This window comes from Nesterenkonia sp. CL21 (genome assembly GCF_031705515.1).
GTDB classification, from domain to species: Bacteria; Actinomycetota; Actinomycetes; order Actinomycetales; family Micrococcaceae; genus Nesterenkonia; species Nesterenkonia aethiopica.
The window spans coordinates 82,885-108,620 of record NZ_JAUTWR010000010.1; the positions used below are offsets into that span (position 1 = coordinate 82,885).

Here is a 25,736-nt window from a genome sequence, read left to right on the forward strand (position 1 = left end):
ACGTGTGCTGCAGATCATGAAACCTGAGCGATGGTACGCCCCGATCCGTTGATTCTGTCAACAGGTGTGACCCGGAGATGGCCCTGACAGTCGGTTCAGCCCCGGACGATGCCCAGGACCTCGTCACGCACGGCCTCCATGACCTCGGTACTGTGCGCCTCGCCGTTGTAGCGCAGGAACGGCTCCGTGTTGGACGGGCGCAGGTTGAACCACCAGGTGCCGTCCTCGGCGCGGACCGTCAGGCCGTCCATGTGGGAGACGACGGCGTCTCGGTCGGCGAATGCCGCCAGCACCCGCTCGGCGGCGGCCTGCTTGTCCTCGACCTCGGAGTTGATCTCGCCGGAGGCCGCATAGGGGTTGTACTCGGCCGCCAGCTCGGACAGTGGGAGCTCCTGCTGCCCCAGGGCGGCCAGCACGTGCATGGCCGCGAGCATGCCGGTGTCTGCGTTGAAGAAGTCCCGGAAGTAGTAGTGGGCCGAGTGTTCCCCGCCGAACACGGCCTGCTCCTCGGCCATGACCGCCTTGATGAAGGAGTGTCCCACGCGGGTCTCGACCGCACGGCCTCCTGCGGACTCCACCAGCTCCGGCACCGCCCGGGAGGTGATGAGGTTGTGGATGATCACCGGGGTCTGCTCACCTTCGGTGCGGGCCCGGGCGATCTCCCGGCGCGCCACCAGTGCCGTCACGGCCGAGGGGGAGACCGGCTCGCCGCGCTCGTCGATGACGAAGCACCGGTCGGCGTCGCCGTCGAAGGCCAGTCCGATGTCCGCCCCGTGCTCCCGCACCGCGGCCTGCAGATCCCGCAGGTTCTCCGACTCCAGCGGGTTCGCCGGATGGTTCGGGAAGGTCCCGTCGAGCTCGAAGTACAGCGGCACGATCTCCAAGGGCAGTGTCGGCAGGATCTGGTCGCCCAGCACGGCGGGCGTGGTCAGCCCGGCCATGCCGTTGGCGGCGTCCACCACCACCTTCAGGGGCCGGACCCCCGAGAGGTCCACCAGGGAGCGCAGATACTCCGCATAGCCGGTCAGCTGGTCGGCCGACTCCACGGAGCCGATCCGCCCGGCGGTCGGGATCGTCACCCCCGCGCAGCCGGCGGCGTCCAGGTACGCCTGGGCGGCGTCACGGATCTCCAGCAGCCCGGTGTCCGCGGACAGCGGCACCGCACCGGCGCGGGACATCTTCATCCCGTTGTAGGCCGCCGGGTTGTGGGAGGCGGTGAACACCACCCCCGGGGCCTGCAGGGTGCCGGAGGCGAAGTACAGCATGTCCGTGGAGATCAGGCCCAGCTGCACGACGTCGGCGCCACGGGTCCGGGCGCCTTCGGTGAAGGCGGCTGCGAAGGCCTCGGAGGAGGGGCGCATGTCCCCTCCCACCAGCACTTGGCGGCCGGCGAGGTCCAGCACGTCCACGAACGCGGCGCCCACCGCCCGCACTGAGTCTTCGGTGATGGTCTCGCCGACGAGACCGCGGACGTCATAGGCCTTGAAGGAGGCGGAAAGATCGATGCTCACCAGATCATCGTAAGCCAGTGCCGTCACAGATCGGCTCCTCCCACCGGGGTCAGGTCGCCCGGCGTACAGTGAGATGAGTGACAGCCGACGACGCCCGTGCCCCCGGCCCGGACCGTTCCGGTGCGGAGCCCGGGACACCCGCCTACCGCCGCCTGCTGGCCGCCCTGTTCGTCATCGGCGTCGCGACCTTCGCCCAGCTGTACTCCCCGCAGGGACTGCTGCCCGTCATCGCCGCCGATCAGGGCGTCTCCGCCGACCAGGCCGCCCTGATGATCTCCACCGCCACGCTCGGGCTGGCTCTGGGCGTGATCCCCTGGTCCTACATCGGGGACGCGAAGGGGAGGAAGCCCGCCATGGGCTGGGCCGTCGGACTGGCCTGTCTGTTCGCGCTCGCCGCCGTCGTCGTGCCCGAGTTCTGGATGGCGCTGGGTGTGCGCTTCCTGGAAGGGCTCATGCTGGGCGGAGTCCCGGCGCTGGCGGTGGCCTATCTCAGCGAGGAGGTCCACCCGCGGGCCGCGGCGGTGGCCGCGGGCACCTACATCTCCGGCACCACAGTGGGCGGACTCACTGGGCGGCTGGTGGCGGCTCCGGTGGGGGAGCAGCTGGGATGGCGCCTCGGCATGCTCGCCGTCACGGCGTTGGCGGTGGTGTGCGTGGTGGCGTTCCTGCGGCTGGCGCCTCCGGCGGTGCGCTTCACCCCGCGCCGGAGCCGCATCCGGGAGGCGCTGGCCGCGCTGACCGGCAACCTCCGCTCGGCGGCCCTGTGGGTCATCTACCTCCAAGGCTTCCTCACCATGGGCGGCTTCGTGGCGATGTACAACTACCTGGGCTTCCAACTGGCGGGGCCGCCGTTCCAGCTGCCGGTGTGGCTGGCCTCCTTCGTGTTCCTGGCCTACCTGGCCGGCACCTGGTCATCGCCGCGGGCCGGTCGGCTGGCGGCCCGGCGTTCGCGTCGGTCAGTGCTGCTGCTGGGCAACGCGGTGATGACCTCCGGGGTGCTGCTGACGCTGGTGCCGAGCCTGCCGGTCGTGATCCTCGGCATGGTGGTGCTGACCGCCGGGTTCTTCGGCGCCCACGCGGTGGCAGCCGGATGGGCCGGCGCGTCCGCTGTGGCGGGGCGGGCCCAGTCGGCGTCGCTGTACAACCTGGGTTACTACGCCGGGTCCTCGGTGTTCGGATTCCTGGGCGGCACCTTCCTCCACCTGGCCGGATGGCCGGGGACGGTGGGCATGGTGTTGGCGCTGGTCGCCGTGGCGACGGCGGCGGCGGCCCTGGTGCTTCCGCGGGACTGAGCGCAGCCACGGCACCGGATGTGACCCCGCAGACACCGTCCAGGTGCCTGTCCTAGACTGGCCGTGTGGAGTTTCTCGCAGTTATCGCACTGGCCGTCCTGCTGTTCCTCGGGATCCGCCTGCTCCTTCAGCGCCAGGGGCAGCGCCTGAACAAGCGGATCAATGAGGCCGTCACCCCGGAGAACGCCCGGATGGCGGCGAAGGTGCTCACCGATGAGCAGCATCGCGAGGTTTATCAGGCCATCGCCGCCGACGATGGGCAACGGGCCCTGGCGCTGTTCAAGCACGCCACCGGGGCACCGGTGAAGGACTGCATCATCGCGGTGCAGGCCCTGCATCGTTACCCGCAGGCCTCCCCGTCGGAGCTGCGTCTCCAGGAGGAGCTGGACGGCGGGGCACCGGCCCCGGGCTCGGACACGGCCTCCTCGGCCGCCTCGCCTGCCGGATCTGCCGCCAGCGCAGACGACGGCGAGTACGTCGAGGACGTCATCGACGGGGTCCGCGACGAGGCCGGCCTGGAGGAGGGGCCCATCGCCGAGGCCGACCCGGAGACCGGAGAGATCCTGGGCGACAACAGCCAGGACGTGCCGGACATCCCCGGCGGCCGCCCCCGGATGACGGATCCGCACGGCTCAGCGGTCTCCGGAGGGTCCGCGGACTCGGCCGCGTCGGCCGCCTCCGCCGAGTCTGCCGGCGAGGATGAGGTGGACGCGAAGGCACGCCGCCTGATGGAGGAGTCCGGCTTCTCCCTGGACGAGGAGCTCACCATCCCGGAGGACTGGGCCCAGGAGGATCAGGAGCTGGCGGGGTTCCACCTGGAGGTTCAGCGCGGAGATGAGAAGATCACGCTGTCCCACGAGGACCTCGAGCCGTGGGTCCATGACCAGCTCTATGCTCTGCTGCGCGACGACCACGTGGACGAGGCCGCCACGCTGCTGGCGGACCACTCGCCGCTCACCCAGGAAGAGGCACATAAGTTCCTGGTGGTGTTCAAGGATCAGAGCTGACCTGCCGGAGCTGATCCGCCGGCGCTGACAGGTCTGGACCGGCGGCGAGCTCAGTCGCCGGAGAGCTGCTGCTCGAGCTCTCGCTGCAGGCGCTCCAGCTCCTCCTCGTCGATCTCGCTGCCCCACTGCTCCAGCAGCTGCCGGACGTCGTCGGCATCGGCGTCCTCGATCTGCTGTTCGATGTCGTCGAGCACATCCTGGGGCAGGAGGTCGGCGGGGCCGCCGCCGTCGTCCTCAGCGGGCTCCAGCGGGGCCTCCTCGTGCTGGTCGGCGTCCTCGACCAGGTTCTCCTGGAGCAGATCGACCTCCTCGAAGATGGCGGTGATGAATATGCCGCTGATGATGTGCACCGCGAGGGAGATGGCGGTCCCCAGTGCACCGGTGATGAGCCCGGCGATGCCGAACCCGCGCCCGTTGCGGCGCATGATCGCGATGATGCCCAGGATGACCGCCAGGGGGCCGAGAAGCAGGCTGAGCAGTCCGATGAGCGGGAGGACGCTCAGCAGCAGGGCGATGATGCCGAAGACCATGGAGGTGACGCCCAGGCCGGTGGGCGGAGTCGGGGCTGGGACGTAGCCGCCCCAGGCGGGCTGGCCGGGGGTATGACCGCCCCAGGTGGGCTGACCGGCGGCATAGCCGTACCCGTATCCCGCGGGCTGCCCCGCGCTGTCCCCAGGTCCGCCTCCCGACGGAGCGGTGGAGTGGCCCTGAGGTGTCGGAGAGGGGTGCCGGGACCAGTCAGCGTGCGGGTCATGGGGCGTCGGATAGCGGGGTTCCTGGCCGGGATCCTGGCCGGGATCCTGGCCGGGATCCTGGCCGGGGTGGCGGCTGTGGTCATGACCCACGGGCCCGGGAGGGGCGGCCTCGTAGGGGGACGGGTCGTACGGCGCGTGGCTGTGCGGGGACGGATAGTGCGGCCCGGAGCCGAACTCCTCGGGCTCACCCGATCGGCGCGGATCGTGCGGTGCGTCTGACATCGTCCCCTCCGTAGGTCCTGGACCGGTGTGGTCGGCCGCTGGACACCAGTGTGCCAGCATCCCCCGGACGTGCCTGACGGACGCCGCCCGGTGGTCAGGGCCGGTGGGCGGGGCCCGGTGGTCAGGGCCGGTGTTCACCGCCCGGGTTCGGAGCCCGTGGGCGGTGACGGGAGGAGCCGATTCGCGGCGAGCTATGAGCGGGATTACACTCCTTCCGGGTCTGTCGTCGCCGCCATCCCGGAGCCGTCAGTCCTGCCCGCCCGACCCCGGCGGACCGACTCGGGACGGACCGTCCCGGATGTGCGAAGGAGCATGCCTGTGTCGACACCCACCCACGCCGTGCCGCCGGAGAAGGCCGTCCCCGAGGCGTCGGACGTCCCGCGATGGAACCAGTTCGACACCAGCTGGACGATCGCCCTCTTCGGCACCGCAGTGGGGGCCGGTGTCCTGTTCCTGCCCATCAATGCGGGCCTGGGCGGCCTGTGGCCCCTGCTGGTGGCCACGCTGCTGATCGGGCCGATGACGTACTTCTCCCACCGAGCGCTCTCCCGGATCATCTGCGCCTCCCCGCGGCCGGACCAGGACATCACCGGTGTGGTCCGGGACTACTTCGGTGAGAACGCCGGCCGGGTGATGACGGTGCTGTACTTTCTGGCCATCTACCCCATCGTCCTCATCTATGGGGTCGGCATCACCAACACGGTGGAGAGCCTCATGGTCAACCAGCTGGGGCTGGAGCCGTGGCCGCGCTGGCTGCTCGCCGCGGTGCTGGTGCTGGCGATGTCGGCGGTCATGGTAGCGGGCCGTCGGGTCATGCTGGTAGTCACCCAGGCGTTGGTGTACCCGCTGATCGCTGTGCTGTTCGCGGTCACGCTGATGCTGATCCCGTCCTGGTCCCTGGAGGGCTTCGGTGCCGCCCCGGCGCTGGGGGACTTCTCCCTGGCCGTGTGGATGATGATCCCGGTGCTGGTCTTCGCGTTCAACCACTCCCCGGCGATCTCCCAGTTCTCCGTCTCACTGCGTCAGCGCTACGGAACGGGCTCGGTGCGTAAGGCGTCGGCCGTGCTGCGCGTCACCACCCTGCTGCTGGTGGTGTTCACCATGGGTTTCGTCTGGTCCTGCGTGCTGGCCCTCGGGCCCGAGGGGCTGCGGGAGGCCCGCGATGCCAACCTGCCGGTGCTGGCGCACCTGGCCAATGTCATGGACATGCCGATCATCGCCTGGCTGGGCCCTGCGGTGGCCATCGCCGCCATCGGCTCGTCCTTCTTCGGTCACTGGCTGGGCGCCGCGGAAGGGGCCAAGGGGATCGTCCGCGGGATGGCCGACCGCACGGGTGACCGGATCGGTGACCGTGCGCTAACCATCGGGGTGAGCGTGTTCCTCATCCTCACCACATGGTTGGTGGGCGTGCTGAATCCCAGCATCCTCTCCCTGATCGAATCTCTTGCCGGCCCGGTCATCGCCGCGGTCCTGTACCTGATGCCGATGTATGCGATCCACCGGGTGCCAGCCCTGGCCCGGTTCCGTGGCCGGGCCTCGAACGTGTTCGTCGTGGTGGCCGGCGTCGTCGCCGTCAGCGGGATCCTGCTGGGCCTACTGCGCTGAACAGCCGCGGCGGTGAACAGCAAGAAACCGGGTGAGGCGCCGGCGCCGACGGAGTTGACGCCCCAACGGGCCAAGCGTTGACTGAAGACATGGCCACTGTGACGCTGCTCAATGGAGCTCCTGCCAGCGGCAAATCGACGTTGGCCGGCCTGCTCGCCCGTGACCGGGCCATGACGCTCGTCCTGGATGTCGATTCCGTCCGTGGGGCATTGGCGCGCTGGGAGGAGGACCCGACGGAGGCGGGCTGGTCCGCTCGTCGGCTCGCCCTGGCGATGTGCGAATGCCACCTCGCCGCTGGTCATGACGTGATCGTTCCCCAGTTCCTTCAGCGCGAGGAGTTCATCGACGAACTCGAAGACGTGGCTGCCCAGGCAGGTGCCCGATTCCTGGAGCTGTGCCTGGTGAGTTCGCGCGACCAGGCGGCGGCACAGTTCGACGCACGAGCCGGTTCCTTGCAGGCGAATCACCGTGCAGCCACGATGCTCCAGTCCGCGACAGACGCGCGGCCGGTTGAGGAGCTCTACGACGCGATGATCGCCATGATCGAGAACCGCCCCCAGACGCTTCGGGTGAACATCGTTCCGGGGGACGTGCACGAGTCCCTCATCCGGCTGCGGGACGCCACGGCACAGGGAGCACGCTGATGCGGCACCTTCACGCTGGTCGGCTCCGGAGCTCTTCTCGTGCTCGCACAGGACAGGCCCCTGACCAGAAATCCCTGGTCAGGGGCCTGCTCATGAGCGGAGCGCGTGGGATTCGAACCCACGGTACGGGGTTGCCGCACACCGGTTTTCAAGACCGGCTCCTTCGGCCGCTCGGACAGCGCTCCCGGTCATCAGGGTCCTCGACACGCTGGCGCGCTCGGAGATTCCTCCGCGGACGCACCTGCCGATGTGAAAACCTAGGCTCAGACTATACGTGAGACCCCGCCCCGGCATCGAGTCGGACGGCGTGGGCCGACGTCGGCCGGTCAGCGCCGGAGCGGCCCACTCCCGCAGCGGTGGGGCCGCACGTCCAGGAGGACCACCGATGATCGACTTCACCGCGGCACACAACGCACGCACCTACTCCGGGCGGCGCGCCCACCCCAGCTGGTCTGCGCACGTCACCGGGCTCGTGGACCCGCGCGCCGCCGTCGTCGTGGACCTGGGCTGCGGGGGCGGCATCTACAGCCGAGCCTGGCGGGAGCTCGGTGCGGAACGCGTCATCGGCGTGGACTCCAGCGCCCCCATCCTGGCCAGTGCGACGGCGGAGCACGGTGCCGATCCGCAGATCACCTTCCACCGGGGTGACGCCACCGCCACCGGCCTTCCGGAGGCCTGCGCCGACGTCGTGTTCTCCCGGGCCCTGGTCCATCACCTCCCGGACCTGCGGGCCTTCGCCGAGGAAGCCCGGCGCCTGCTGCGGCCGGGCGGGACGCTCATCGTCCAGGACCGCACCGTCGAGGACGTCTCCCAGCCCGCCGACGTCGACCTCGCCGCCGCAGAGCTCGCTGCGCCGGACCTCACCGCCGCGCACCTCACTGCGGCCGCCCTCCCGGGCGATGCCCGGCACGTGCGAGGCTGGTTCTTCGAGGCCTTTCCCCGCCTGCTGCAGGTGGAGGCCGCCCGTCGGCCCGGTGCTCAGGAGCTGACCGAGGCGCTGGAGGAGGCCGGGGTCCACGTGGAGGTGAGCACGCTCTGGGAGGTCCGCGCCGAGCATCCGGATCGCGAGAGCCTGCTGGCCGACGTCGCCGCCCGCACCGGACGCAGCATCCTGCATGAACTGGATGACGCCGAGCTGGCCCGCTTGGTGGATGTCCTGCGGGCCCAGCTGCCGGAGGGCGGAGTCACCGAGGTCGACCGCTGGACGCTGTGGACGGCCCGGACCCCGCAGTCGTCGTCCAGTGGCCAGCAATGACGCCGTCTGGCCTGTCGGACCGGCGTGTCAGAGCGCAGATGCCGTCTTCCGAGGCCACTCGTTCCAGAGGAAGGGAGCACCATGAGAGCAGTCGAATACACCGACGCCGGCGGCCCGGAGGTCGTCGCGCTCACGGAAGTGTCGGATCCGGTCCCTGCCGCCGGGGAGGTTCTCATCGACGTCGCCGCGGCCGGACTCAACAGAGCTGACGTCATGCAGCGCCGCGGCGTCTACCCGCCCCCGGCAGGGGCTTCCCCGATCCCCGGGCTGGAGGTCTCGGGTCGCGTGGCGGCCGCCGGACTGGGCAGCCCCGCGGCCGTGCAGGAGCTCGTCGGCGTCGACGTCGTCGCCCTGCTGGCCGGCGGAGGCTACGCGGAGAAGGTGGTCGTCGATGCCCGGCACGTGCTCCCCGTGCCGGCGGGTGTGGACGTGGTGGACGCCGCCGGGCTCATCGAGGTGGCCGCCACCGTGCACTCCAACCTGCGCGGAGAGGCCCGGGTGCAGCCGGGGGAGACCGTACTGGTGCACGGCGGCACCGGCGGCATCGGCAGCTTCACGCTGCAGTATCTGCACGCCCTCGGGGCCAGGACCCTCACCACCGTGGGCAGTCCGGAGAAGGCGCGGCTGGCCCGCAGCCTGGGGGCCGATCACGTCATCGACTACCGCGAGGAGGACATCGGTGACCGGGTCTCCGAGATCACCGACGGCCGTGGCGCCGACGTGATCCTGGACGTCATCGGAGCCAAGTACCTGCAGACCAACCTGCGCAGCCTGGCGGTGGACGGACGGCTGGTGATCATCGGGCTGCAGGGCGGGCGGAAGGCCGAGGCTGACCTGGGACTCATGCTCGCCCGCCGACTGCGGATCATCGCCACCACGCTGCGCTCCCGGGACGCGGCGACCAAGGCCGGCATCGTCTCCGGAGTGGGGGAGGAGCTCTGGCCGCTGATCGAGCAGGGACGGATCCGCGTGCAGACCGACCGCGTCTTCGCCGCTGACGACGCAGCGGCTGCCCACGACTACTTCGACAGCGGTGCCCACAGCGGCAAGATCCTACTGAGGTTCTGACGGGCTCCTGTCCTCTCCCCACGGCCCTGTGCTGACGTGGGTAGACTGTCTGATCGACGACGTCCGTCGCAGGTCCGACCGTCCGGCGCCGCCGGCCCAGCACGCAGGTGGAGGGAAGCATGAAGCTCTTCGCAGGCCGCCGTCGTGCCCGCCGACTGGAGAAGGAGCTGGGCGACGGACTCTGGCGGCAGGCCCACGACCGGTTCGTCCGGGGCCTGGATCGCTATCACCAGGTGGTCGAGGGTGTGGACGACGACGTCGTGCACAATCACCTGGTCGCCATCGGGGACGAGCTGGCCGACCAGCTCCCCGCGGTGCGAGACCTCTGCCGCCACGCCCACCGGCTCTTCCCCGCTGAGGGGATGAACATCCCGGGCCGGGCCTCGGAGCTGCACTCATGCCTGTCCAAGGCCGCCAACCACGTAGCCACCACGGCCGAGGCCGCCGCGATGGTGCGCGTGGGCAGTGCGGAGGTGCTCTCCGTGCGCCGCCGCGCGGACCGGGTGCTGGCCAGCCTCCAGGACGCGGAGTCCGCTCTGGAGCGGGCGCACTGAGCGGCGCCCGCGACTGCGGGGTCTTCTGGTGATATCCCCGGCGCTGGCCTATAGTGGCCGGGCTGGAGCCCACGGGCACCGGCCCGCCCCCACATCAGGACCCAAGGAGCATGAGACCGCATGAGCACCCAGGATCCCCGTGCTCTTGCCGAGGACATCCTCGACGGCGTGGGCGGCTCCGCGAACGTCACCTCCTCCGCGCACTGCGCCACCCGGGTCAGGGTGGTGCTGCGCGACGAATCCGCCGTCCGTGCTGAGACGCTGAGGGCGCTACCCGGTGTCATCACCGTGATCCGAGCCCACGGGGAGCTTCACGTGGTCACCGGGGAAGGCGCTGAGCTCGTCCACCAGGAGCTGGAGCTGCTGACCCGCCGTCCCGCCGGACCCATGCCGGAGCTGGAGCTCTCCACCGCGGTGCTGTCGGTCCGCGGGCTGGGCAGCCGCATCGTCACCATGCTCGCCGCGGTGTTCACCCCGGTGATCTGGCCGTTGGCCGCCGCAGGGCTGCTCAAGACCGTCGTCGTGGTGCTCGGCGAGCTCGGATGGCTGAACCCTGAGGCCGGGACGTTCACCGTGCTCAGCGCCGTCTCGGAGGGCATCTTCCTGTTCCTTCCTCTCTTCTTGGCGGTGACCGCGGCACGACGGTTCGGTGCCCAGCCGTTCACGGCCATGGCGGTGGCCGCCGCCTTGGTGTACCCCTCGATCCTGGACCTGGGGGAGGCCCAGTCACATACCGCCGCCCCCACGGGATCGTTGCTGGGGGTGCCGTTCCCGATCATGGTCTTCGCCGCCTCGGTGATCCCGATCCTGCTGGTGGTGTTCGTCCAGGCCTGGGTGGAGCGCACGCTGGACCGCATGCTGCCGGCCGCCGTGCGCAGCGTGGGCACCCCGCTGGTGACCCTGCTGCTGGTGGTCACCGGGGCGCTGGTGCTGCTGGGCCCCATGGTGGTGATCACTGGGGAGGCCTTGGTGGCGCTCGTGGTGGGCGTGCTGGAGTCCACCCCGTGGCTGGCCGGAGCAGTGCTCGGCGGCCTGTGGCACGTGCTGACCATCCTGGGGCTGCAGTGGGGCATGCTCGGGACCATCGCCGAGTCCGTGGGCACCGGCATCGCGGGAGTCCCGACGGCGGCGACGCTGCCCGCGGTCATCGCCGCCGCGGTGGTGGCCCAGGCCGGGGCCGCCGGTGCGGTGCTGCTGCGCACCCGTTCTGCCGCGCGTCGGAAGATCGCCGGGGCCTCCTCGGTGGCGGGCCTGGTGGGCGGGGTCTCCGAGCCGATGATCTACGGGGTCACCCTTCCGCTGAAGAAGCCGTTCCTGTTCGGCATGCTCGGCGGAGCGGTCGGCGGTGCGCTCACGGCGGCCTCCGGGGCGGCCGCCGTGAGCGCAGTCCCGCCCGCGCTGGCCGGTGTGCCCGCAATGACGGCCCACGGGTCAGCAGCGCTGCTGCTGGGCGGGCTGGCGCTGGCTCTGGCGGTCGGATTCGTGCCCACCCTGCTGCTGGTGGACCGGGAGGGACCCGACGAGGACCCCGACGCCGAACCCGACCCCGAACCGCCGACCACCACCTCGATGTCGCCGGTGGTGACGCCGACGCCCGCCGCGGCGGAGCAGCGGGGAGGGCGGGCCGACACGCCGTCGATGGTGGAGGTCATGGCCCCGTTGCCCGGGCGGCTGCTCCCACTGGACGCGATGGACGATGAGCTCTTCGCAGACGGCACCATGGGCCCCGGCGTGGCGATCCGCCCGGTCAGTGGCCACCTGGTGGCTCCGGTGGCAGGAGTGGTGATCGCCGCACCGTCCGGCGGGTACGCCTACGGGATCCGGACGGACGACGGCGTCGACATCCTGGTCCACTGCGGAAGCCGCACCCCGACGTTGAAGGGTGAGGGCTTCACCCCGGCGGTGCGTCCCGGGGACCGGGTGGAGGTCAGCCAGCCGTTGGTGGATGTGGATCTGGAGCTCGTGCACGGGGTCGGCTTCGACGCGATCACCGCAGTGGTGGTGACCAACGCGCAGGACTTCGCCTCGGTGACGCCCGTCGCTGTCGACGAGGTCGAGCCCGGTGACCTGGTGATGACCGTGATCACCGGGGAGAAGGAGCAGCCCGCGGACCAGGCCGACGAGGAGCGCGACGCCGGCGCTCAGGGCTGAGGCCGGTGCATCCTCAGCCGGTCCTCGCCACGGATCCTGAAGTAGTCGGCCGGCCCGCCGCCGCGCAGCAGCGGGTCCGCGGCCGCCGTCTGGTAGACCCCGTCGTCGAGCAGCGACTCGTCGAGGTGGACGCCGACGACCTCCCCGAAGACCATCCTCGCCGGGGTGTCCTCACCGGAGGCGTCCGTCAGGCGCAGGATCTGGGTGCGGCGGCACTCGAAGACCACGCGGGCCTGGCCCACATGCGGCACGCTCACCACCCGGGAGGGCGCGGCGGTGAGCCCGGCCAGCTCGAACTCGTCGATCTCGGTGTCGACGGCCGCCGAGGTGGCGTTCATCTGCTCGCCCAGCTCCGTGGTCACCAGGTTCCAGCAGAACTCGCCGGTGGCTTCGATGTTGGCGACGGTGTCCTTGTGCCCGATGCTGGAGAACGCGATGAGCGGCGGCGTGTAGTTGACCGCGTTGAAGAAGCTGTAGGGTGCCAGGTTCAGCCCTCCCTGCCCCGTGCTGGTGGACACCCAGCCGATCGGGCGCGGGGCGACGATGGCGTTGAACGGGTCGTGGGGCAGCCCGTGCCCGGCGGAGGGCTCGTAGAAGTATGAGGTGCGCACGTGCGTGAGCCTAGCAGCGGCCTCGGCCGCGGACTCAGGCGGAGGTGAGCAGGCCGGCCCGGCGACGGGCCAGGTCCACCAGGTCCACTCGGTCCAGCATGTCGATCTCCTCGGGAGCGAACCATGCGACGTCGTCGGTGGTGCCGTCCTGCTCCACGCGCAGGGAGCCGCCGGTGATGCGGGCGCGGTAGATGATCCGCAGCGCCTGCAGCGGGGTGCCGCCGTGCTCGGCCCGACGCCGGTCGCCGGGGATGATGAGGCTGCCGACGTCGAGGAGCTCGCCGGGCTCGATCTCGTAGCCCGTCTCCTCCATGACCTCCCGCACCACGGTGTCGTGCGGGTGCTCCCCGGGGTCCATGCCTCCTCCGGGCAGGGTCCAGCCCGAGCCCAGGGTCTCGTCGCGCCAGTGGGGCAGCAGCATGCGGCCCTCGTCGTCGATGATCACGGCGTATGCGCCCACTCTCAGGTCCACGATCCCGCACTCTAGCATCGTGGACCGCGCGGAGCCGGTCCAGGTCGGAGCCTCACGACCGGTCGCTCGGGAGCGTCCACGCTCCATGGTCGTCAGTGGGTGGCGATAGTCTCGGCCGATGACGTCCTCCCGCCGAGACACCGGCCGCCCCGCCAGCCGCCCAGCGGCCCGCTCCAGCTCCCGTCGCACCTCCTCCGGCGAGATCCCGAGACCGCACCCACCGCGACTGGACCTCGCGGCGCCGACGGGCCTGGTCGACGGTGACGCCTCCGAGCTGCTGTTCAGCCAGCATGCCGAAGGCCTGCGCCTCATCGGTGAGACGCTCCACGGGGAGGACCTCACCGGGGCCCGGATCGTCGACAGCGAGCTCATCGACATCGTGCTGCAGGAGGTGACGCTGACGGGGGCGACGGTGGCGGAGACCCGTCTGCAGCGGCTGGCGAGTCCTCATCTGGCTGCGCCTCGCTCCACCTGGCGCGCGGTGGAGGTCCTCGGCTCCCGGGTGGGAGTGGCGGAGCTCTATGAGTCCGGCCTGTCAGAGGTCCGGGTGGCCGAGTCCAAGATGGATCTGGTGAACCTGCGCGGCGCGTCCCTGACAGACGTCGAGCTCAGCGGGTGCACGCTGACCGAGCTGGACCTGGGTGGGGCCAGCGTGCGTCGGCTGCGCGTGACGGACACCGGCATAGGCACCCTGGACCTCAGCGGAGCGTCTCTGGATCATGTGGACCTCCGGGGCGCTCGGCTGGAGCGCATCATCGGGCTCACCGGACTGCGTGGGGCGACCATCAGTCCGGAGCAGCTCGTGGAGCTGGCCCCTGCGCTCGCCGAGCATCTGGGGCTGGATGTGCGGGTCTGACGGGCGTCGTCGCGCGTCCCGGATTCGGGGCCGGTCATTCCTCCGCGGTGCGCCATCGGGCGAAACCGCCCTCGGTGTGCAGCACCTGCCCGGTGATCCATTCGGCCTCTGGGGTCGTCAGCCACGCGATGAGGCGGGCCGGATCGTCGGGCTCTCCGAACCGGCCGCGGGGGAACATCGAAGCCACCTGGCTCCAGAGCTGGGGTGTCATGTAGCCGGTGTCCACCGGCCCGGGGTTGACGGTGTTCACGCGGATTCCTGTGGGGGCGACCTGTGCGGCGATCGTGGTGGTGATGCCGGCCAGTGCGGCTTTGGCCGCGCCGTAGGCGATCTCTCCGGTCAGCGGGCCCTGGCCCTGCCCCGAGGTCATGAAGACGATCGAGGCGTCCCTGCCGTCCCGGTGGTGGTGCAGGAATCGCTGGGCCAGCAGGATCGAGGCGCGAGCGTCCACGGCCCAGTGGCGGTCCAGCAGCTGCTCGGTCAGCTCACCGAGGCCGCCGTCCGAGCCGTTGAGCGCCTGGTTGCACACCAACCCGTCCAGGCCGCCGAAGGTCTCGACGGCGGCGTCGACCACGCGGTCTGGGGCGCCGGTCACCGTGAGGTCGGCTCCGAGATCCTCGACCCGCGCTCCCGGGATCGCATGGGAGGCCACGCTGGCCAGCACCGCCCCGAGATCGTCGGCGCCGTAGGGCTGGTCGGCGTCGTGGGGGCTGTGATGGTGGCAGAAGACGTCGGCGCCGTAGGCGGCGAGCCGGCAGGCGACGGCATGACCGATGCCGTCCCGGCGACTCACGCCGGTGACCAGCATCCGTCGACCCCGCAGGGGGAGAGGATCTCGGCGCAGGGGGCTGGGACTGTCGGTCATGCGCCCATCGTAGATGCGGTTCGTCGGGGAGCGGCATGAGTCGGCGAGTGGTGAGCTGGTCACGCGCCGGCGGAGCCGCCGCCGGCGTCGGGGTCGGCGTCCGTGTCGGCGTCGGTGTCCTTCCCCGCGTCCGCATCGGCGACCGTGTCGTGGCGGCGGTAGACGGGGATCAGGCGCCCCTCGGGGTCGAGACGGCCCAGCATGGCTTCTGCGATCTCCCGCAGCTGGTCGACCTGCTCGGCGGTGAGTGCATCGATGACGTGGTGACGCACCGTGGCCACGTGGCCCGGGGCGGACGCCTTCACCTTCTCCCAGCCGATCTCGGTGAGTTCCACATGGGTGGCGCGCGCGTCGTCCGGACGACGGCGGCGCCGGACGAGGCCGCGGTCCTCCATGCGTCGGATGACATGGGACAGGCGGGGAAGTGTGGCGTTGGTGCGCACGGCGAGCGTGCTCATCTGCAGGGACTGGCCTTCGGTCTCGGAGAGCACCGCGAGCACGTAGTACTCGAAGTGGGTCAGGCCGGCGTCGTGGCGGAGCTGGGAGTCCAGCACGCCGGGGAGCAGTTCGAGCACGGCGGTCAGCCGCACCCAGGCTGCCAGCTGTCGGGAGTCCAACCATTGCGCGTCCACAGGTCGATTCTTGCGCACCGGGGTTGATGGGACAACTGTTGTGCCCTACATTGGTTGTCGCAACAACTTACGAGTCGCGGGTCGGCCCGGTGTGTTCCGGGGTCCGCGGACGATTCTGTGTCTGCTGCGGCAGGTGCTGACGAAAGGACGTTCTGAGATGAAGACGCTGCTCAACCCGTCGGCTGGGGCCCCGGCGCTGACGGATCTGGCCCTGCTGGTCGCCCGAGTGGCGCTGGGGGTGATCCTGGTGGCCCATGGCTGGCAGAAGTTCGACGAGTGGACCGTGGCCGGCACGGCCGCCTCCTTCGAGGGGATGGGTGTGCCGGCCGCATCGGTGAGTGCTGCGGTGGTCACGGGCGCGGAACTGATCGGCGGCGTGCTGCTGATTGTGGGGCTGTTCACCCCGATCGCCGCGGCGGTCAATGCGGTCTCCATGGTGGTGGCCCTGTTCCTGGTCCATGCGCCGGCGGGCCTGTTCGTCGCTGAGGGCGGCTACGAGCTGGTCCTGGCGATCTTCGCCGGTCTGGTCATCCTGGTCGCCGCTGGGGCCGGCCGCTTCAGTGTGGACCGGCTCATCGCCCCGGCACCGCGGCGTCGTGCGAAGGTGCGCAGTTGAGCTGTGCGAAGGTGCGCAGTTGAGCTGTGCGAAGGTGCGCAGTTGAGCTGTGCGAAGGTGCGCAGTTGAGCTGTGCGAAGGCGCGGAGTTGACCTGTGTGAGCCGGTGGACCGGAGGCTCGTCTCGGGCGTCCTGTCGGTGCGCGGTGGTAGCCTCCGTGGCATGAGGACGACGTGGGTCACGGTGGCGTGGGTCGCTGCGGCGCTCGTGGCGGTCGGATGTTCGAAGGACCTCGACCCCAGCGAGCTGGAGGTGACGGATGCCCGGCATGGCGCGGACCCCGGCGGGGACCTCGGGGAGCTGGAGGTGACCCTGGGTGGGGAGACTCATCGGGTCGCCCCGTCGGAGGTCCTGTGCTCAGGACCCCCGGGGGAGGTCCATCACCTGATCGCGACCACCGGTGACGACTCCTCGCGTGTCGAGGTCGCGGGCGAGGATTTCGCCCAGGTGCGCCTGGAGGGCGCCGAGCGTCCGCAGGAGACGACGTCTCCCGACGGCATCGAGCTGGGGGAGGCGCAGGTGGAGTTCGCCACCGCGGCAGTGGGCGATGACGAGGTGGAGGGCACGTTGCACTGCTCGGAGTGGGAGGACTGAGGATGACCACGGAGCTGGGACGGGAGCCCCTGCGCGGGCCGGCCCTGGTGCGTGCGGCAGCGCAGATCGCCGCCGAGGCGCACCGCGGGCAGGTGGACAAGCTGGGGGCGGACTACATCGGGCATCCGGAGCGGGTGGCCGGGCATACCGAGGTGGCCGGTGCGGCGCCGGAGGTGGTGGCGGCGGCCTGGCTGCACGACGTCATCGAGGACACGTCGGTCACGGCCGTCGATCTGCTGGCCAGTCGGATGCCCGAGGAGGTCGTCGCCGCGGTGGAGGCGGTCTCCCGAGGCGAGGGAGAGTCGTCCGAGGACTACTACCGCCGTGTGCGGTCTGATGAACTGGCGCTGCAGGTCAAGGCGGCGGACCTCGCGGACAACACCGATCCTGCACGGACCTCTCAGCTGGACCCGGAGACCCGTGACCGTCTGGCCGCGAAGTACGCGAAGGCCCGGGAGCTGCTGGGCCTCTGAGCACGCCCGACAGATGACAGAACCCCCGGCCAGCGTGCCTGACCGGGGGTTCTGCTGCATCCACGGAGCCACCTGCCGGAATCGAACCGGCGACCTATTCATTACGAGTGAATCGCTCTACCGACTGAGCTAAGGTGGCCTGCTCGCGTGGGCCGCGTGCCCTCGCGCGCGATGCACAACATTACTCGGCTCAGGGCGGACTGGTCAAAACGGCTGCGCGATCTCTGCTGTCCAGGCCTTTCAGCTCGGACGCGCCGGCTCAGGTCGCGACATCTTCCCGTGTCTCAGAGCACGGGTTCGTGCTCTCCGTGGTCGTTGAGACGGCGATCGGTCAGCAGCGGGACGATCTCCACGGGCCCGTGGGCCTCCATCAGCACGCTGCGGGACACCGAGCCCAGCAGTGCGCTGGTGATGCTTCCCCGGCCGCGGGTCCCGAGCACCGTGAGCTGGGCGCGTTCGGTGGCGTGGGCCATCACCTGGGTCGGCGAGCCCTGTTCGATGATTCCCTCGATGCTCAGGTCCGGGAAATGTCCGGTGAGCCAGCGGACGTCCCCGTCCAGCCGTTCCTGCAGGCCCTGCATCTCCAGTTCGGTGATGCCGGACTCCTTCGCGGTGCGGCCCGCGTACCAGAGCAGGGAGGAGTCGATCGTCGGCAGCGCGAGCAGCAGCTGCAGGGAGGTGCCTCGCAGCCCGGCGGCCTCGGCGGCGTGCAGTGCGGCCACTCGTCCGTGGGCGGAGCCGTCGACGCCTACGATCACCGGTCGTGCGTCCCGACGCGCGGTGAATCGGGTGTCGCCGCCCACCAGGTCGGGATCGTAGCGGCGGTTGACCACGGTGGTGGGGCAGTGGGCGTGGGCGGGCAGCGCCGAGGACACCGAACCCAGCAGGCGTCCGACGAAACCACCGCGTCCGCGGCCGCCGACGACGGCGTGGGTGGCGTTCTCGGACCTCGCGATCATCACCCCGGCGGCATCCCCGTGCTCCACCCGGTATTCGACGTGGCCGGGATAGCCGTGGAGCTGATCGCGTGCCTCGTCGAGGACCTCCTCGGCGCCCCGCCGGGCCAGAGAGTCTCCGGTGATCTCCGCGGCGGAGTCCACATAGCCGGCGACGGCGCGCGGCACCGTGAAGGCGCTGATGACTGTCAGCTGGAGATCGCGCCTATGAGCCTCGACGGCGGCGTAGTGCAGCGCACGGGACCCCTGGTCCGAGCCGTCGAATCCGACGATCACGCCCAGTGCCCGGGATGCGGGGGTGTAGGGGACAGCTTTTCGATGCCGGGAATCCTCGTTCATGGCGACCTCCTGGACACGACGACGGTCAGAGCTGTCGACGACGGTGCGGCCACCGAGGCGACGTCACCGTCACCCAGCTGCCGCCATTCTAGCGGCGGCATGCCGCTCACCAGGAGGGATGCTGGCCGGGGTCAGCAGTCCTGGCGGCCCTCGAAGAGCGCCCCGTCGAGGAGGTAGGAGTCGACGATCTCGGTCACGCAGGTGTTGCCGGGCCGGTAGGCCAGGTGGCCCTCGCCGTCGTAGACCAACAGGGAGGAGGTGGGCGCCATGGCGTGCATGTCTTCGGCCCAGGACACCGGGGTGGCCGGATCCCCGGTGGTGCCGATGAACAGGATCTCCTCCACCTCGTCCAGCTGCGGCTCCCGCGGCTCGCCCACCGGCTCGAAGGGCCACTCGGAGCACGCGATGCCGGCGTGCCCCAGGTACGGGCCGAACGTGGGGGCGGCCTCCACGGTCTCCTCATACTCCGCCTCGATGGTCTCGGAGTCTTCCGAGACCGGGTGGTCCAGGCACATGATCGCGCGGAAGGCGAGCTGACTCTTCCACCCGTAGCTGCCGTCGGGCTCGCGGCCTGCGGCGAGGTCAGCCCACTGCTGGAAGGAGGAGAAGTCCTCCTCGTCGAGGGCGGCGCCCAGCGCCTGGTTCAGCATCGGCCAGCCCCCGGAGAAGTACATCGGCTGGATGAACCCGCTCACCAGCACGCTCACGGAGATGGTCCGCCCGTCGGGGCCTTCTGAGGGCTCCTCGGCGACATCCTCGAACAGGCCCGCCACGGCGTCGACGACGTCCTCAGCCTCACCGTCCACCGGACAGTCGGACTGCTCGACGCACCATGCTGCGTAGCCCTGCAGCGCCTCCTCGAACCCGACCGCCTGGTCCAGGGAGAGCTCGTGGTCGCTCAGAGCGGTGTTCATCATCCCGTCGAGCACGAACCGTCCCACCGAAGCCGGATGCTGTTCCGCGTAGGTCACCCCCAGGTGGGTCCCGTAGGAGAAGCCGAGGTAGTTGAGTCGCTCCTCGCCCAGGGCGGCACGGATGATGTCCATGTCTCGGGCGGCGGAGGCGGTGTCCACGTGTCCGAGCACCTCGCCGGTCTGCTCGAGGCACTGTTCACCCAGCCAGCGGGCGTCCTCGCGGGCCTGTTCGACGGCGGCCTCGTCGTCGAGCTCCTCGTCCCCTTCAGCGACCTGCTCCCGGTTCTCGTCCATCTGCTCGTCCGTGAGGCACTCCACGGGCGCCGACCGGTGGACTCCTCGCGGGTCGAAGCCGACGATGTCATAGTCGTCCAGCAGGGCCGGGGTGAAGAAGTACTGCAGGTCTTCGGCCACCGAGTCATATCCGGAGGACCCGGGGCCGCCAGGGTTGATGAGCAGATGCGGGGCGTCGGGCCCGCCGGTGCCGGAGCTGATGATGCGGATCTGGAGAGTCTCGCCGTCGGGCTCGGCGTGGTCCAGGGGGACCTCCACATCGGCGCATCGCGCCCCGCGCTCGCAGTCCTCCCAGTCCAGCTCCTGATCGTAGAACCTGGCGTAGGCGGGGTCTGTGGCGTTCCCGCCCCCCACGTCCTCGGCAGTGTCGCCGGGGGAGGGCTGCTGCGTCTCGGGCGGTTCGCCCAGCGGCACGCAGCCGCTGAGCAGCATCGCGGCGACGCCGAGGGTCGCCGCATGGCGGAGCACAGGGCCTGCGGTGGTCTCCATGGGAAGGGCTCCCTTCAGCGTCGGTGGGCCTCCACGGGCAGGAAGGACATCATGAGAGCTTCCATGGCCAACAGCGGCGGGACGTTCTGACCGATCCTGGTGCGTGCGGCGCCGATCGCATCCAGACAGCCCAGGGCATGCTCCGGGCTGAGGCTCTCGGCGTAGTCGGCCAGCTGCTCGCGCAGGTGGTCGTTGATGAGCTCGACGTCGGCGTCGAGCTTCAGGCTCAGCACGTCCCGGTACACCGCGGTCAGGTCGATCAGAGCCCGGTCGAGCGAGTCGGCCACGGCGCGTTTGGCGCGCCGGGTGTTCTCCTCTTCGAGCCTCTTGAACTGGCTGCGCAGCTTGGGCGGGATCTTCTCCTCCGGCTCCAGCCCCAACGAGCGCCGCAGCGCGGCCTGCTCCTCGGCGAGGCGGGCGTCGGCCGTCGCCTCGGCGTCGGCCTGGGTCATCGCCACCAGTGTGCCGGCGGCCCGGACGGCGTCGGTGGAGCTGCGCACCCGCAGCGGCAGCGTCACCACATCTTCCCGCCGCTGGCGCGCCTCGGGGTCGCGGGCCAGGCGCCGGGCCACCCCCACGTGGTTCTGCGACACCCGGGCAGCGAAGTGCGCCTGCTGGGCGTTGAGTCCGTCCCGCTCCACCAGCAGCCGGGCGACGGCGTCGGCCGGGGGGATCCGCAGGCTCACCAGTCGACAGCGTGAGCGGATGGTGACCAGGACGTCGGCGGGGCTCGGGGCGCACAGCACCCAGAGCGTGTGCGGCGGCGGTTCCTCGATGGCCTTGAGGAGCACGTTGGTGGCGCGCTCGGTCATCCGGTCTGCGTCCTCGACGACGATGACTCGCCAGCGTGCCCCCTGCGGGCTGTCCTGGGCGGTGGTGACGAGCTCGCGGACGTCATCGATCCGGTAGGTGACGTTCTCGGTGGAGACCAGTTTCACCGAGGGGTGGGCGCCGGAGGCGACCAGTCGGCAGGAGCGACAGGTCCCGCAGCCGCGCTCCGTCGGCTCTGCCACCTCACAGTTCAGTGCGGCGGCGAAGGCCCGGGCGGCGTTGGACCGACCCGATCCGGGCGGCCCCGTGACCAGCCAGGCATGGGCCGGAGCGCTCGCGGCCACGGCCCGGCGCAGCTGGTCCACCACGGGCTCCTGGCCCACCAGTTCGGCGAAGACCGCGGGCAGTTCGGCGAAGACGGCGGGCTCAGCCAAGACCGGCCTCCCCGGAGCTCTCGCTCAGCTCGGGTTCGTTCAGCTCGGGATCTGCGGCCTCGGACCCGGCGGGCCGGGCGGCGCGCAGAGGCTCGCCGATCAGCGCGGCGACTCGGCGCCGGATCTGCCGTTGCACGGCATCGACGTCGTCGTCGGCGTCGATGACGAGATAGCGGTCCGGCTCGGCCTCGGCCCGGCTGCGGAAGGCCTCTCGGATGCGGGCTCGGAAAGCGTCGTCGGCGGACTCCATACGGTCCCCGGGGCCGCCGTCGCGTCCGGCCCGCCGCCGCTGGGAGATCGTCGGGTCCACATCCAGCAGGATCGTCAGGTCCGCCTGCAGTCCGGAGGTGGCCCAGCCGTTGATCTCCGCCACCTTCTCCGGGCCCAGGCCGCGTCCCACGCCCTGGTAGGCCACCGAGGAGTCGATGTACCGGTCGCAGAGCACCGTGGCCCCGGACTCCAGAGCCGGAAGGATCCGCTGCACCACGTGGGCCGCGCGTGAGGCCGCGAAGAGCAGCGCTTCGGTGCGGGGGTCCACCTCACCGTGGCCGTGCTCCAGGACCAGCGCCCGGATCCGCTCGCCGATGGGGGTGCCTCCGGGCTCCCGGGTCCGCTCACAGGCGACGTCGTGGGCGCTCAGCCAGGATTCCAACAGGTCCAGCTGCGTGGTCTTCCCGGCCCCGTCGCCGCCTTCGACGACGATGAAGGCTCCGCGCGTGCTCGCTGGCTTCGTCTGTGTCACGCGGACAGCCTATCGGCTTCCGGTGACGCTTCTGGTGACGCGATCATCGAACGTCACCGGAGGCCTGTGTGAGCACCTCCGCCGGCGCCCCGCGAGCCCTGCCGGCGTCTCAGAGCCTGGACGCGGCCCGGCGGGCGGCCCTCGTGACGGGGGAGTCGACTACCGTGGCTGATGTGACTGACGAACGCACCTACCTCGTGTCCGGAGGCCGCGGCATCCATGAGGCCGGCTCCCCGGTGAATCCCCCGGTGGACTTCACCTCCACCTACAGCTATCGGCCCGGCGGCGACAACCGCTGGGAGTACGCCCGAGAAGGCGTGCCCTCCTGGCAGCCGCTCGAGGAGCTGCTGGCCCACCTGGAGGCCGGCACGCGCCGGGGCCACAGCGGTCAGGGCTTCGTCACCACCGCCGAGGAACACCCGGTGCCGGTGCTGCCGGGTCTGCTGTTCTCCTCCGGGATGGCCGCGATCTCCGCGGTGGTGCATCTGCTGCCCCCGGGCGGCCACCTGATCCTGCCCCGGCACAGCTATATGGGCTTCTCCACGTTGGCCCAGGAGATGGCGGACCGGGGCCTGCTGACCCTGCACCGGGTGGACATCGCCGAGACCGAGGCGGTGAGGACCACCATCGCCGACGTCGCCACCCTCGCCCAGGCGCAGGACGCGCCGGTGATGCTCTGGATCGAGTCCCCCACCAACCCGATGCTCGAGGTCGCCGACCTGCCGGCGCTGCTCGCCGAGGCGAAGCGGCGCGGCATCCTCACCGTGGTGGACAACACCTTCGCCACCCCGCTGCGGCAGCAGCCGCTGAAGCACGGAGCCGACGTCGTGGTCCACTCCGTGACCAAGTTCCTGGCCGGACACTCGGACCTGATCATGGGGGCGGCGATCACGGCCGATGAGCAGCTGCATCAGAGGCTGCACCAGCACCGCACCCTCCATGGCGCGGTGCCCGGGCCCATGGAGGTCTTCCTGGCCCTGCGCGGGGTGCGGACGTTGGCGGTGCGCCTCGACGCCGCGGAGTCCAACGCCGCCGAGCTCGCCCGGCGGTTCGCCGCGCTGCTCCCCACCGGGGAGACGCCCCTGCGCGGCGTCCGGTACCCGGGGCTGGAGAGCCACCCGCAGCATGCGCGGGCCGCGGCCCAGCTGGGCGGCTTCGGAGCGATCCTCACCATCGAGCTGCCCGACGCCGCCACCGCCGACGCCGTCCTCCAGCACCTGACCCTGTGGACCCCGGCCACGAGCCTCGGAGGAGTTGAGTCCCTGGCGGAGCGCCGCCGTCGGCATTCCACCGAACCGGAGACGGTGCCGGACGGGCTGATCCGGCTCTCGGTGGGCATCGAGCACGTGGACGACCTGTATGCCGACCTGCTGCAGGCGCTGCGGCTGGTCGCCTCGGAAAACCGCGACGAGAAGCGATAGCATCGACACATGTCCGGAATCTGGTACGCCGTCCTCGTCTCTGAGATCTACCTCTTCCTCGCCTTCGCCGTCGTCTGCCTGATCGTGGCGGGCGTGGCGCTGCTGAAATGCCTGCCGAAGAACGCGCAGCGCTTCGACATCGCATTCAAGCGCACCAAGGGGTTCTGGCTCGGCATGACCGGCGGCGCGGCGCTGCTGTGCCTGTTCGGCGTCTACTCCCAGCTGTTCGGAGGCCCCTTCGGCTTCCTGTTCCCGGTCATCGGCGCGACCATGGCCGCCGTCTACCTGGCCGACGTCGAGCCCGCCGTCTCCGAGTGAGCCGGATGAGCTGACGCGATCGCCGTTCCACTCCGCGCCCGCCGACGTGCGCCCTGACCACCGACGTTCCACCCACATCACGCATCGGAAGGGATCACCGCCAGATGAGCTATGACCTCATTCTGCTCCGTCACGGACAGAGCGACTGGAACCAGAAGAACCTGTTCACCGGCTGGGTCGACGTGCCGCTGACCGACCAGGGCAGGGCCGAGGCCGCCCGCGGCGGCGAGCTGCTGGCCGAGAACGACCTGCTGCCCGACGTCGCCCACACCTCGCTGCTGCAGCGGGCCATCACCACCGCGCACCTGTCCCTGGAGGCGGCGGACCGGCTCTGGATCCCGGTCAAGCGGGACTGGCGGCTCAACGAGCGCCACTACGGCGCGCTGCAGGGCAAGGACAAGACCCAGGTGCGTGAGCAGTACGGCGACGACCAGTTCATGACCTGGCGCCGCTCCTACGACACTCCGCCGCCGGAGCTCGACGCCGACGACGAGTACTCGCAGATCGGCGACCCCCGCTATGCGGGCCTCGGTGACGCCGCCCCGCGCACCGAATGCCTCAAGGACGTCGTCGAGCGCATGCTGCCGTACTGGGAGTCCGCGGTGATCCCGGACCTGAAGGCCGGCAGGACGGTGCTGCTCGCCGCGCACGGCAACTCGCTGCGCGCCCTGGTGAAGTACCTGGACGGCATCAGCGACGAGGACATCGCCGGGCTGAACATCCCCACCGGCATCCCGCTGCACTACCAGCTGGACGAGGACTTCCGGCCTGTGAAGCCCGGGGGCACCTACCTGGACCCTGAGGCCGCGAAGGAGGCCATCGAGGCGGTGGCCAACCAGGGCAAGAAGTGAGGCTGTCCGGGCCGCCCTGCTGAGCGGGACGGCCGCGCGACGCGCGAGCACCGTCCCAGCGACGTCATCGAGCGGGAGACCCGACCACGGGTCTCCCGCTCGATGACGTCGGGGCCGTCTTCCTCACCTGCTCGGGCGGTCACATCCGGGCCGGAGAGCCGACTCAGCTCATTCGGCGTGGGCCTTCACGTCCCACTCTCCGGTGACCAGGTAGGCGACCTTCTTGGCCACGGAGACGCCGTGGTCCCCGAAGCGCTCGAAGTATCGGCTGGCCAGCGTGCAGTCCGCCGTGGTGGCGGGGCTGGCATCCCATTCGTCCTCGGCGATCAGGCGGAACACGGAGGCGTGGAGCGCATTGATGGCCTCGTTCTCCGCGGTGATCTCGTCCACGAGGGCGAGGTCCCGGGTCTGCAGGAGCCTCACGACCTTCTCAGCGAGATCCTGCGCGTGCTGGGCCATCCGCGCGTACACCGGCTTCAGGTGCTCCGGAGAGACGTGGTCCGGGTAGCGCAGGCGGACCAGCTGCCCGATGTGGCGCGCCAGATCCCCCATGCGTTCCAGCGAGGTGCTCATCCGCAGGGCGCCGACGATGGTGCGCAGATCGGAGGCCACGGGCCCCTGCAGCGCCAGCAGGTCGATGGCACGCTCGTCCAGGTCGTTCTGCAGCGCGTCGATCCGCTGATCCGCGGCGATGACCTCCTCCGCCAGCTGCACGTCGGCCGTCTCGAAGGATCGGTAGGCCTTCTGCATCGCCTGGGAGACCAGGGTGGCGATGTCGATCAGCTGCTCGCCGAGGTTCTGGAGGTCTTCCTGAAAGAGCTTGCGCACGGGTGACGGTCCTTTCGTCGTGAGGGGGCCGCGGCCTGCCGTGGGCGCGCCGGGTCGTCCCGGAGCATCCCGACGCTCCAGGCTCACCGACGGACGTGAACGCGGGCCCGCGCCCCAGTCAACCACCAGGTGAACGCTCGTTGAACCCCTTGACGCATCGGGGCCCTGCGGCGACGAGCGCATGAACACATGCCTA

General features: G+C 70.6%; 26 protein-coding genes and 2 tRNA genes. 15 read left to right on the top strand and 13 right to left on the bottom strand.

Going from position 1 to position 25,736, the window contains the following annotated elements; genetic code table 11:
• Positions 1 to 95: 95 nt before the first annotated feature.
• Positions 96 to 1,511 (bottom strand): phosphomannomutase/phosphoglucomutase, encoded by a 1,416-nt coding sequence (locus tag Q7C18_RS13620; RefSeq protein WP_311025842.1) that lies wholly within the window; start codon positions 1,509 to 1,511, stop codon positions 96 to 98.
• A gap of 77 nt (positions 1,512 to 1,588) precedes the next feature.
• On the opposite strand from Q7C18_RS13620, the gene Q7C18_RS13625 reads away from it, so the two are divergent.
• Both Q7C18_RS13625 and Q7C18_RS13630 read left to right on the top strand, forming a co-directional pair.
• Positions 1,589 to 2,803 carry an MFS transporter gene (locus tag Q7C18_RS13625; protein WP_311025843.1) on the top strand — a complete coding sequence of 405 codons (1,215 nt, stop codon included), beginning with the start codon at positions 1,589 to 1,591 and terminating at the stop codon, positions 2,801 to 2,803.
• Between the two features lie 65 nt (positions 2,804 to 2,868).
• Positions 2,869 to 3,810, top strand: coding sequence for a hypothetical protein (locus tag Q7C18_RS13630; protein WP_311025844.1), 942 nt, complete (start codon positions 2,869 to 2,871; stop codon positions 3,808 to 3,810).
• Between the two features lie 50 nt (positions 3,811 to 3,860).
• Here the strand turns inward: Q7C18_RS13630 and Q7C18_RS13635 are convergent, their stop codons facing one another.
• Positions 3,861 to 4,787: a hypothetical protein gene (locus Q7C18_RS13635; protein WP_311025845.1), complete on the bottom strand. Its 927-nt coding sequence runs from the start codon at positions 4,785 to 4,787 to the stop codon at positions 3,861 to 3,863.
• A gap of 312 nt (positions 4,788 to 5,099) precedes the next feature.
• On the opposite strand from Q7C18_RS13635, the gene Q7C18_RS13640 reads away from it, so the two are divergent.
• A complete protein-coding gene (locus Q7C18_RS13640) occupies positions 5,100 to 6,392 on the top strand; it encodes an HAAAP family serine/threonine permease (RefSeq protein ID WP_311025846.1) in 1,293 nt (430 codons plus the stop codon).
• An 89-nt stretch (positions 6,393 to 6,481) separates the two neighbouring features.
• Complete coding sequence (locus Q7C18_RS13645; protein WP_311025847.1) at positions 6,482 to 7,036, top strand: AAA family ATPase; 555 nt, start codon at positions 6,482 to 6,484, stop codon at positions 7,034 to 7,036.
• Between the two features lie 97 nt (positions 7,037 to 7,133).
• On the opposite strand, the gene Q7C18_RS13650 is transcribed toward Q7C18_RS13645, so the two are convergent.
• A tRNA-Ser gene (locus Q7C18_RS13650) sits at positions 7,134 to 7,221 on the bottom strand.
• A 200-nt stretch (positions 7,222 to 7,421) separates the two neighbouring features.
• Between Q7C18_RS13650 and Q7C18_RS13655 the strand changes: the two genes are divergently transcribed.
• The 4 genes from Q7C18_RS13655 (at position 7,422) to Q7C18_RS13670 (ending at position 12,064) form a co-directional block, all read left to right on the top strand.
• Entirely contained in the window at positions 7,422 to 8,291 is an 870-nt protein-coding gene (locus tag Q7C18_RS13655) for a bifunctional 2-polyprenyl-6-hydroxyphenol methylase/3-demethylubiquinol 3-O-methyltransferase UbiG (protein ID WP_070160320.1), read from the top strand.
• Positions 8,292 to 8,372: 81 nt separating this feature from the next.
• The gene (locus Q7C18_RS13660) at positions 8,373 to 9,359 is read left to right on the top strand and encodes an NAD(P)H-quinone oxidoreductase (RefSeq protein ID WP_311025848.1); all 987 of its coding nucleotides are present in this window, start codon (positions 8,373 to 8,375) and stop codon (positions 9,357 to 9,359) included.
• Positions 9,360 to 9,478: 119 nt separating this feature from the next.
• Positions 9,479 to 9,913, top strand: coding sequence for a hypothetical protein (locus tag Q7C18_RS13665; RefSeq protein ID WP_311025849.1), 435 nt, complete (start codon positions 9,479 to 9,481; stop codon positions 9,911 to 9,913).
• Between the two features lie 120 nt (positions 9,914 to 10,033).
• Positions 10,034 to 12,064 carry a glucose PTS transporter subunit IIA gene (locus tag Q7C18_RS13670; RefSeq protein ID WP_311025850.1) on the top strand — a complete coding sequence of 677 codons (2,031 nt, stop codon included), beginning with the start codon at positions 10,034 to 10,036 and terminating at the stop codon, positions 12,062 to 12,064.
• Here the strand turns inward: Q7C18_RS13670 and Q7C18_RS13675 are convergent.
• Complete coding sequence (locus Q7C18_RS13675; RefSeq protein ID WP_311025851.1) at positions 12,055 to 12,675, bottom strand: flavin reductase family protein; 621 nt, start codon at positions 12,673 to 12,675, stop codon at positions 12,055 to 12,057. The two genes, Q7C18_RS13670 and Q7C18_RS13675, sit on opposite strands and share 10 nt — an antisense overlap.
• 34 nt (positions 12,676 to 12,709) lie before the next feature.
• Complete coding sequence (locus tag Q7C18_RS13680; RefSeq protein WP_237089932.1) at positions 12,710 to 13,147, bottom strand: NUDIX hydrolase; 438 nt, start codon at positions 13,145 to 13,147, stop codon at positions 12,710 to 12,712.
• A 118-nt stretch (positions 13,148 to 13,265) separates the two neighbouring features.
• Between Q7C18_RS13680 and Q7C18_RS13685 the strand changes: the two genes are divergently transcribed.
• Positions 13,266 to 14,003 carry a pentapeptide repeat-containing protein gene (locus Q7C18_RS13685; protein WP_311025852.1) on the top strand — a complete coding sequence of 246 codons (738 nt, stop codon included), beginning with the start codon at positions 13,266 to 13,268 and terminating at the stop codon, positions 14,001 to 14,003.
• Between the two features lie 34 nt (positions 14,004 to 14,037).
• Here the strand turns inward: Q7C18_RS13685 and Q7C18_RS13690 are convergent, their stop codons facing one another.
• A complete protein-coding gene (locus Q7C18_RS13690) occupies positions 14,038 to 14,868 on the bottom strand; it encodes an SDR family oxidoreductase (RefSeq protein ID WP_311025853.1) in 831 nt (276 codons plus the stop codon).
• Positions 14,869 to 14,927: 59 nt separating this feature from the next.
• Positions 14,928 to 15,518, bottom strand: coding sequence for a MarR family winged helix-turn-helix transcriptional regulator (locus tag Q7C18_RS13695; RefSeq protein ID WP_311025854.1), 591 nt, complete (start codon positions 15,516 to 15,518; stop codon positions 14,928 to 14,930).
• A 139-nt stretch (positions 15,519 to 15,657) separates the two neighbouring features.
• On the opposite strand from Q7C18_RS13695, the gene Q7C18_RS13700 reads away from it, so the two are divergent.
• From Q7C18_RS13700 to Q7C18_RS13710, 3 genes are all read left to right on the top strand, one after another.
• Positions 15,658 to 16,116 (top strand): DoxX family protein, encoded by a 459-nt coding sequence (locus Q7C18_RS13700; protein ID WP_311025855.1) that lies wholly within the window; start codon positions 15,658 to 15,660, stop codon positions 16,114 to 16,116.
• Between the two features lie 162 nt (positions 16,117 to 16,278).
• A complete protein-coding gene (locus Q7C18_RS13705) occupies positions 16,279 to 16,710 on the top strand; it encodes a hypothetical protein (RefSeq protein WP_311025856.1) in 432 nt (143 codons plus the stop codon).
• Between the two features lie 2 nt (positions 16,711 to 16,712).
• Positions 16,713 to 17,183: an HD domain-containing protein gene (locus Q7C18_RS13710; RefSeq protein ID WP_311025857.1), complete on the top strand. Its 471-nt coding sequence runs from the start codon at positions 16,713 to 16,715 to the stop codon at positions 17,181 to 17,183.
• A 66-nt stretch (positions 17,184 to 17,249) separates the two neighbouring features.
• On the opposite strand, the gene Q7C18_RS13715 is transcribed toward Q7C18_RS13710, so the two are convergent.
• The 5 genes from Q7C18_RS13715 to tmk form a co-directional block, all read right to left on the bottom strand.
• Positions 17,250 to 17,322, bottom strand: a tRNA-Thr gene (locus Q7C18_RS13715).
• 145 nt (positions 17,323 to 17,467) lie between these two features.
• Positions 17,468 to 18,478 carry a universal stress protein gene (locus Q7C18_RS13720; protein ID WP_070159679.1) on the bottom strand — a complete coding sequence of 337 codons (1,011 nt, stop codon included), beginning with the start codon at positions 18,476 to 18,478 and terminating at the stop codon, positions 17,468 to 17,470.
• Between the two features lie 131 nt (positions 18,479 to 18,609).
• Positions 18,610 to 20,175, bottom strand: coding sequence for an alpha/beta hydrolase (locus Q7C18_RS13725; protein ID WP_311025858.1), 1,566 nt, complete (start codon positions 20,173 to 20,175; stop codon positions 18,610 to 18,612).
• Between the two features lie 14 nt (positions 20,176 to 20,189).
• A complete protein-coding gene (locus tag Q7C18_RS13730) occupies positions 20,190 to 21,380 on the bottom strand; it encodes a DNA polymerase III subunit delta' (RefSeq protein WP_311025859.1) in 1,191 nt (396 codons plus the stop codon).
• Positions 21,373 to 22,122: a dTMP kinase gene (gene tmk, locus Q7C18_RS13735; protein ID WP_070159675.1), complete on the bottom strand. Its 750-nt coding sequence runs from the start codon at positions 22,120 to 22,122 to the stop codon at positions 21,373 to 21,375. The genes Q7C18_RS13730 and tmk overlap by 8 nt, the downstream gene beginning before the upstream one ends.
• 164 nt (positions 22,123 to 22,286) lie before the next feature.
• Between tmk and Q7C18_RS13740 the strand changes: the two genes are divergently transcribed.
• The 3 genes from Q7C18_RS13740 (at position 22,287) to Q7C18_RS13750 (ending at position 24,712) form a co-directional block, all read left to right on the top strand.
• Positions 22,287 to 23,543 (top strand): PLP-dependent aspartate aminotransferase family protein, encoded by a 1,257-nt coding sequence (locus Q7C18_RS13740; RefSeq protein WP_070159692.1) that lies wholly within the window; start codon positions 22,287 to 22,289, stop codon positions 23,541 to 23,543.
• Between the two features lie 9 nt (positions 23,544 to 23,552).
• Complete coding sequence (locus Q7C18_RS13745) at positions 23,553 to 23,861, top strand: DUF2516 family protein (RefSeq protein WP_070159673.1); 309 nt, start codon at positions 23,553 to 23,555, stop codon at positions 23,859 to 23,861.
• Between the two features lie 104 nt (positions 23,862 to 23,965).
• The gene (locus Q7C18_RS13750) at positions 23,966 to 24,712 is read left to right on the top strand and encodes a phosphoglyceromutase (protein WP_311025860.1); all 747 of its coding nucleotides are present in this window, start codon (positions 23,966 to 23,968) and stop codon (positions 24,710 to 24,712) included.
• 168 nt (positions 24,713 to 24,880) lie between these two features.
• On the opposite strand, the gene phoU is transcribed toward Q7C18_RS13750, so the two are convergent.
• The gene (gene phoU / locus Q7C18_RS13755; RefSeq protein WP_070159669.1) at positions 24,881 to 25,540 is read right to left on the bottom strand and encodes a phosphate signaling complex protein PhoU; all 660 of its coding nucleotides are present in this window, start codon (positions 25,538 to 25,540) and stop codon (positions 24,881 to 24,883) included.
• Between the last annotated feature and the right edge of the window lie 196 nt (positions 25,541 to 25,736).